The sequence below is a fragment of the Anaeromyxobacter sp. SG66 genome (assembly GCF_022690805.1).
Classification (GTDB): domain Bacteria; phylum Myxococcota; class Myxococcia; order Myxococcales; family Anaeromyxobacteraceae; genus Anaeromyxobacter; species Anaeromyxobacter soli.
This window is the reverse complement of record NZ_JALCZC010000162.1, coordinates 1-6,541: the sequence shown is the minus strand read 5'-3', so window position 1 is coordinate 6,541 and position 6,541 is coordinate 1. Positions and strand designations below refer to the sequence as shown.

Sequence of the window (6,541 nt, the reverse complement as noted above, 5' to 3'; positions counted from 1 at the left end):
GCCGGACCCTCGCCGCTCGCCGCCGGACCCGCGCCGCTCCCAGACCCGGCGCGCGCCGACCCCCGCGCAGAGCCTCCGGCGGCCGCCTCCCTCCCGACTCGCGCTCCGCCCCCGGCGGCGAGCGCCGCCCCCGCCCCGGCCGGCCTACGGGCGAGCGACGACGGCGCGCCGCTCGCGTGGCCCCTCAAGGGCGTGCTCTACGGACGCTACGGGGTCCGCGCCGGACAGCGCCACGACGGGATCGACATCGCCGCCCCCGAGGGCGCGCCGGTCGCCGCGGCGGCCGACGGCGTCGTCATCTTCGCGGGCGAGCAGCCCGGCTACGGCGCGATCGTCATCCTCAAGCACGCGGACGACCTCGTGACGCTCTACGCCCACAACTCGCGCGTCCTGGTGAAGGACGGCCAGCGGGTCTCGCGCGGCGATCCGATCGCGCGCGTCGGGCAGACCGGCCGGACGACCGGTCCCCACCTCCACTTCGAGGTCCGCAAGGCCACCCGCCCGCGGAACCCGCTCCTCTTCCTGCCGTGACGGCGCGCCCCGCCCGCCGCGGCCCTCGGCCTCGCTCCGGCGCGATACCCGTGCTGGGCCGTGGTAATGTCCGCGCCCATGGAAGCCGTCCGCGCCCGAATCCGAGACGTCCCCGACTTCCCTCAGAAGGGAATCGTCTTCAAGGACATCACCCCCGTCCTCGCGGATCCCACCACCTTCCGCGAGGTCATCGACGCGTTCGTCGCCCGCTGGAAGGACGAGCGGATCTCGAAGGTCGTGGGGATCGAGTCGCGCGGCTTCCTCTTCGCGGCTCCGCTCGCCTACGCGCTCGGCGCCGGGCTCACCATCGCGCGCAAGCCGGGCAAGCTCCCGTGGGAGACCATCCGCGAGGTCTACTCCCTCGAGTACGGCGAGAACGCGCTCGAGCTGCACATCGACGCGGTCAAGGCCGGCGAGCGCGTGCTCGTGGTGGACGACGTGCTCGCGACCGGCGGCACCGCCGACGCGGTCGGACGGCTCGTGACGCGCCAGGGGGCTCACCTCGTCGCGTACTCGTTCCTGGTCGAGCTCGGGTTCCTCGGCGGCGCGAAGCGGCTCGGCCGCGAGCACGTGCACGCGCTCCTCTCCTACTGACCGATCGCGCGCTGCCGGCGCGGCCCCACCGGATTAGAAACGGCCGGTGAGCCCGACCTCGCCCGCGCGCACGCTCAAGTTCCTCGGCACCGCCGGCGCGCGGTTCGTCGTGTCGACGCAGCTCCGCCACTCCGGCGGCCTCGTCTGGACGCTGGATGGCACGGTCGTGTGGGTCGATCCCGGGCCGGGCGCGCTCGTGCGCGCGCTCGCGTCCAGACCGCGCGTGGACCCGGCGAAGGTCGACGCCCTGGTGGTCACGCACCGGCACCTCGACCACGCAGGAGACGCGACCGCGATCGTCGAGGCGATGAGCAAGGGGGGCTTCGCACCCCGCGGGACGCTCCTCGCCCCGCGCGACGCGCTCGAGGAGGAGCCGGTGGTGTTCCGCTACGCGCAGCGGTTCGTCGCGCGGCGGCTCGTGCTCGCCGAGGGGAGCCGGCACGAGCTCGCGCCCGGCGTCTTCCTCGAGACGCCGCTCGCGCACGACCACGGGATCGAGACCTACGGCTACCGGCTCTCGGCGCCCGGATTCACGGCAGGTCACGTCGTGGACACGTTCTGGCTGGACGCGCTGCCGCGCGCGTACGCCGGCGTCGACCTCCTCGTCGTGAACACCACGCGCGAGCACGGCCGCGACCGGAGGTACCTCCACCTCGGCGCGGACGACGCGGAGGCGCTCGTGGCGGAGATCCGGCCCCGGATCGCCGTGCTCACGCACCTCGGCATGCAGCTCGCGCGGGGGCGGGCGGAGGAGCTCGCGCTCGCGATCTCCGGGCGCACCGGCGTCCCGACGGTGGCGGCGCGCGACGGCTGGCTGCTCGATCTGACCGAGCTCGAGGCCGCGGCGGAGCGCCGGCGCGTCCCTCCTCGCCCGCGAGGAGATGACGCTCGGTGACACGCCCCTCCCGAGCCGGCCGCCTCCCGCCGCCGCGGGCGCGCCGTGGAGCGCGCCCGGTGATAGGTTTCGCGCGATGACGGGCCCCACGCAGCACGCCGCCGTGCCGGTCCTCGCGGCCTGGGACGAGACCTCCGCCTTCCGGGGCCTGCGCGTCGCCTTGCCGCCCCCGCTCGCGGCGGCGCACGTCCTCCCCGGCCAGGTGGTCAAGATCCGCACGGACGCCGGGGAGGGGTTCTTCGCGCTCGCGAGCGCCCCGGACCCGAGCGGATCCGCCGACCTGCTCGTGAAGCGCGGCGGGCACGTCGCGGACGCGGTGATCGCCCGCGCGGTCCCCGGGGGCCACCTCGAGCTCACGCCCCCCTTCGGGAAGGGATTCCCGGTCGCCGAGGCGGAGGGCAGGGACGTGCTCCTCTTCGCCGCCGGCTCCGCGATCGCGCCGGTCCGCTCGCTCGTGCAGCACCTCGTGCGCGAGCGGGACCGCTTCGGGCGAATCACCCTCTTCTACGGCCAGCGCCTCGGCGCGGAGTTCGCGTACGTGGGCGAGCACCTGGCCTGGGAGCGCCGCGGCGTGCGCGTGATCCTCTGCCCCTCCGCCGAGGACGACGCGTGGCTCGGCCTCCGCGGCCGCGTCCAGAAGGTGGCGCGCTCGCTGGCGTTCGGCGGGGCGGCGCCCGGGGACGCCGTGGCGTTCGTCTCCGGGATGACCGCGATGGTGGAGGACGTCCGCCACACGCTCGCGCAGGCGGGGATCCCGCCCGGGCGCGTCCACGCGAACTTCTAGGGACCCGCATGCCCCCTCCCGTACACGCGCGCCGCCTGCTCGTCGCGATGCTCGTCGCCGCGATCGCGCTGACCGCCGTGCTGATCTGGCCGTTCTGGGTCGCGTTCTTCCTCGCGGCCGTGCTCTCGGCGACGCTGCGGAGCCCCATGGAGTGGCTCACGCGCAAGCTGCGCGGCCGCCGCCAGCTCGCCGCGACCCTCCTCACCCTCGCCGTGCTGCTCGCCGTGGTGGTGCCCGTGGCGGGGATCGGCACGTTCCTCGTCCGCCAGGTCCTCGACGGCATCGCCTGGCTCCGCGAGCTCATCGCGAGCGAGGGCTTCGGCGGGCTCCTGACGCGGCTCCCGGATCCCGTGGAGCGCGCCGCGCGGAGGCTCCTCGCGTCGACGCCGCAGCCGCAGCAGCAGATCCAGCGGATGGCCGAGCAGGGGCAGCAGGCCGCGGGCGTCGTCACCGGCGTGATCTCCGCCACCGGCACGGCCGTCTTCCAGACGACCATGATGCTCATCGCGTTCTTCTTCATGCTCGTCGACGGCGCGCGGCTCGTCGCCTGGCTCGACCGCCACGTGCCGCTCAGGCCCGGGCTCCTGCGCGAGCTCATCGAGGAGTTCCGCAAGACGAGCGTCTCCGTCCTCACCGCGACGCTCGCGACCGCCGGGATCCAGACGGTGACCGCGCTCGTCGGCTACCTCATCGCCCGCGCGCCGAACGTCATCTTCTTCACGCTCGCCACCTTCGTCATCGCGCTCGTGCCCGCGCTCGGCGCCACGTTGATGGTGATCACCGTGGCGGTCGTGCTGCTCGCGACCGGCCACCTCGTCGCCGGCGCGTTCCTCGCCGCGTGGGGCCTCGGCGTCGTGTCGATCGTCGACAACGCCGTGCGGCCTTACCTGCTCAAGGGCGGCATGGAGCTGCACGGCGGCGTCGTGTTCTTCGCGCTGCTCGGCGGTCTCGCCATGTTCGGCGGCATCGGGCTCGTGCTCGGACCGCTGATCGTCACGTTCCTGCTCGCCATCCTGAAGATGTACGAGCAGGAGTACGGGCGCGGGGTGAGGCCCGAGCAGTAGCGCGCGGCGCGCCGCACCGCCCGGCGCTCAGGCCGTCGGCTTGAACGCCCGGAACGCGAGCATCGTCACGGTGTGCGCGACCCCGGCGACCTTCTGCAGCCGATCGGGGATGAGATCGCCGAACGCCTCGTAGGTGGGGGCGTACAGCTTCACGAGCAGGTCGTGCTCGCCGGTGATCGAGTGCACCTCGGAGACGCCCTCGATCTCCATGATCGCGTTCGCGACCTCCTCGAGGCGTCCCAGCTCGCACTTCACGAGAACGAACGCAGCCTTCATCGCGGGCTCTCCGGTCGGGGGGATCCGAGAGCGTTCTACCACGCTCGGCCCCGCGCCGGCCGGGCCCGGAAGCGGCGCTTGCCATCGGCTCACGGCCAGGCCGGCCGCTCGCCGTGCCAGTCGGCGGTCACCTCGAGCCACATGGCGAGCCCGGCGTACGGACCGTACGGCGCATACCAGCGGCGCAGCGCGCGGTCCGTCGGGACGCGACGCCGGCCGCGGAGCCGCGCGAGCTTGGGCCGCGTCCAGGAGTCGAGGGCGAGGTGATCGTGCCGCCCCAGGAGTCGGAGCAGGTGCTCGGTCGCGTAGGGGCCGAAGCCCGCGAGGGCGCGGATGCGCCGCGCGAGCGCGTCGGTCGGCTCCGCCGAGACGCGCAGTGCCTCGAGCTCCAGCGCGCCGGAGGCCACGTCGCGGGCGAGCGCGCCGAGGAACGGCGCCCGGTACCCCGCCCGGATCTCCTCGCGGTAGAAGCGCTCCGGCATCGCGGCCATCGCGGCGGGCGTGGGGAACGCGCGCGTGCCGAGGGGCGCCCGGGCGCCGAGCGCGTCGCACAGGCGCGTCACCATCGCGCGCGTGAGCCCCCAGGAGCAGTTCGTCGTGCAGAGCGTCTTCACCGCGTCCTCGAACACGGTCGGGGAGCGGAGCAGGCGGCCCGCGCCGCGGGCGAGCGCCCAGCGCAGATCGGGGAGGTCCTTCCCCTCCCCCGCGGCGCGCCGCGCCTCGAGCGCCGCCGCCCGCGCGAAGAACGCGGACAGATCGTCGTCGAGCGCCAGGCAGTGACGGAGCGCGTCCCGGGCCGACCGCGCCTCCTCGACGCCGAGCCGGCCCTCACCGAAGGCGCGGAACGCGAGCCCACCCTCCCCCGGCGCGACCTCCGCGTACGCCGTCCGGCCCCCCGGCAGGAGCACCGGACGGCCGAGCACGCGGCGATCGACGTCGTAACGCCAGGGCGGCAGGTCGTACCAGCCGTGGCTGCGCACGGTGAGATCGAGATCGAAAGGCTCGGGGACTCGCACGTGGGGGGGCGCTCCAGGGAGCTACGGGAGCATCGGAACGTCCTGCTCGCGACATGATCGGCCGTCTAGAAGGCCTCCAGCACCAGCACGTACACCTCCGGCCCGGCGGGCCCGGCGGCGAGGTCGAAGCGGATGTTCGCGCCCTCGTCGGTGAGCCGCCAGCGAAGGCCCACGCCGCCGGCCACCTTGACGGTGTCGAGCCCGAGGTCGCGCGGCGTGTGCGCGACCTCGCCGAGCGCGCCGAAGGCCGTGGCGGAGAGCCGCCCGCGAACGGGCACGCGCAGCTCCGTCTGGGCGGCCCAGGACAGCCGATCGCGATAGCGCCCCTCGCGGATCCCGCGCAGGAAGCGGGTCGAGCCGAGCCGCGGGAGCATCGTGAAGGGCACGTCGCCGTTCGACCACTCCGCGATGCCCGCGAGGCCGAGGACCCGGCCGCCGCCCAGCGGCAGGAACCTGCGCGCCTCCGCGAGGCCGCGCCCGAGCCCTCCGTGATCGCCGAGCGCGCGCGGGTACAGCGTGTACCAGGCCTGCGCGAACGCGCCGCGGGAGGGCCAGAACGCGCTGTCCCGCGTGTCGAACGTGAGGCTCGCCCCCGCGCCCGCCCCGCGGAAGCCGCGCGCGCCCGGGACGTCGCCCGACGCGAGGGCCCCGCCGGCCTCGAGGTCGCGGATCTCCTCGGCGCGGAAGTCGAGGCGCGGGCCGGCGCGGAGCGCGGTGCCGGCGATGGGCCACTCCGCGACGAGGTACCCCTCCACCGTGCGGCGCGTGAACGGCTCGCGAGCGCCCTCCGACGAGCGCGGCCCGAGGCCGTAGAAGACGTCCGGGAAGTGCAGCGCGCGCACCCGGCCGCCGAGGAACGCCCCGCTGCGCGTCGTGAGGTCTCCGGCGACGTCGACCGAGCCCTGCCCCTCGAGCGTGTAGACGAGGGCGGCGAACACGGAGGACGCGCGCGGCGCACCGCCGACGTGCAGGTGCAGGCCGCCCGTCGCCCCGAGCCCGAGCTTCGTCTCCGGCAGCCAGAAGAGCACGGGCAGGGCGAACCCGCGCACGCCGCTCGGCGGCGCACCGACGCTCTCGGCGGCGGCCTTGGCGGCCGGCTCCGCGGGCGTCTCCGGCGCCGCCGCGCCCGTGGCCGGATCGCCCGCGTGCGCTCCGGCTTCGGCGCCGCGGGCAGCCTCCTCGGCCATGGCCGCGAAGGGCGCGCCGAGGGCGAGCGCGAGGAGCAGGGGAGCGGAGGAGAGCTTCGTCATCCGAAAGGCGGGAGAGATTAACAGGTCGGCGCCCGCGCCGCCCGAGCCGGGGGCACGCTCGGACGCCTCGGCACTCCGCAGCCGGATGAGGCTGTGCGGGAGCGAGCCGGGGGTCCGGGGGACGCGTCGTG

The 6,541-nt window shown here is 75.2% G+C and carries 8 protein-coding genes; 5 read left to right on the top strand and 3 right to left on the bottom strand.

Features of this window, described 5'->3' with window-relative positions:
• From MNZ39_RS22750 to MNZ39_RS22730, 5 genes are all read left to right on the top strand, one after another.
• On the top strand, nt 1-531 hold a 531-nt coding region (locus MNZ39_RS22750), incomplete at its 5' end, for a M23 family metallopeptidase (protein WP_242341386.1).
• 78 nt (nt 532-609) lie between these two features.
• Nucleotides 610-1,125 carry an adenine phosphoribosyltransferase gene (locus tag MNZ39_RS22745; RefSeq protein WP_242341385.1) on the top strand — a complete coding sequence of 172 codons (516 nt, stop codon included), beginning with the start codon at nt 610-612 and terminating at the stop codon, nt 1,123-1,125.
• Between the two features lie 46 nt (nt 1,126-1,171).
• Entirely contained in the window at nt 1,172-2,020 is an 849-nt protein-coding gene (locus MNZ39_RS22740; RefSeq protein WP_242341384.1) for an MBL fold metallo-hydrolase, read from the top strand.
• 76 nt (nt 2,021-2,096) lie between these two features.
• Entirely contained in the window at nt 2,097-2,804 is a 708-nt protein-coding gene (locus tag MNZ39_RS22735) for an oxidoreductase (protein WP_242341383.1), read from the top strand.
• Nucleotides 2,805-2,812: 8 nt separating this feature from the next.
• Complete coding sequence (locus MNZ39_RS22730) at nt 2,813-3,868, top strand: AI-2E family transporter (protein ID WP_242341382.1); 1,056 nt, start codon at nt 2,813-2,815, stop codon at nt 3,866-3,868.
• 27 nt (nt 3,869-3,895) lie between these two features.
• Here MNZ39_RS22730 and MNZ39_RS22725 read toward each other — a convergent pair whose 3' ends face one another.
• From MNZ39_RS22725 to MNZ39_RS22715, 3 genes are all read right to left on the bottom strand, one after another.
• Nucleotides 3,896-4,144, bottom strand: coding sequence for an Lrp/AsnC ligand binding domain-containing protein (locus MNZ39_RS22725; RefSeq protein ID WP_242341381.1), 249 nt, complete (start codon nt 4,142-4,144; stop codon nt 3,896-3,898).
• Nucleotides 4,145-4,233: 89 nt separating this feature from the next.
• Nucleotides 4,234-5,160 carry a DNA-3-methyladenine glycosylase gene (locus tag MNZ39_RS22720; protein ID WP_242341380.1) on the bottom strand — a complete coding sequence of 309 codons (927 nt, stop codon included), beginning with the start codon at nt 5,158-5,160 and terminating at the stop codon, nt 4,234-4,236.
• A 65-nt stretch (nt 5,161-5,225) separates the two neighbouring features.
• On the bottom strand, nt 5,226-6,410 hold the full coding sequence (locus MNZ39_RS22715) for a BamA/TamA family outer membrane protein (RefSeq protein WP_242341379.1): 1,185 nt from the start codon (nt 6,408-6,410) through the stop codon (nt 5,226-5,228).
• Nucleotides 6,411-6,541 lie beyond the last annotated feature (131 nt).

What these genes read in the sequence shown, in the direction of transcription:
- MNZ39_RS22715 (WP_242341379.1), bottom strand. Translation starts at nt 6,410, where the DNA reads ATGACGAAGCTCTCCTCCGCTCCCCTGCTCCTCGCGCTCGCCCTCGGC.
- MNZ39_RS22735 (WP_242341383.1), top strand. Translation starts at nt 2,097, where the DNA reads ATGACGGGCCCCACGCAGCACGCCGCCGTGCCGGTCCTCGCGGCCTGG.
- MNZ39_RS22725 (WP_242341381.1), bottom strand. Translation starts at nt 4,144, where the DNA reads ATGAAGGCTGCGTTCGTTCTCGTGAAGTGCGAGCTGGGACGCCTCGAG.
- MNZ39_RS22745 (WP_242341385.1), top strand. Translation starts at nt 610, where the DNA reads ATGGAAGCCGTCCGCGCCCGAATCCGAGACGTCCCCGACTTCCCTCAG.
- MNZ39_RS22730 (WP_242341382.1), top strand. Translation starts at nt 2,813, where the DNA reads ATGCCCCCTCCCGTACACGCGCGCCGCCTGCTCGTCGCGATGCTCGTC.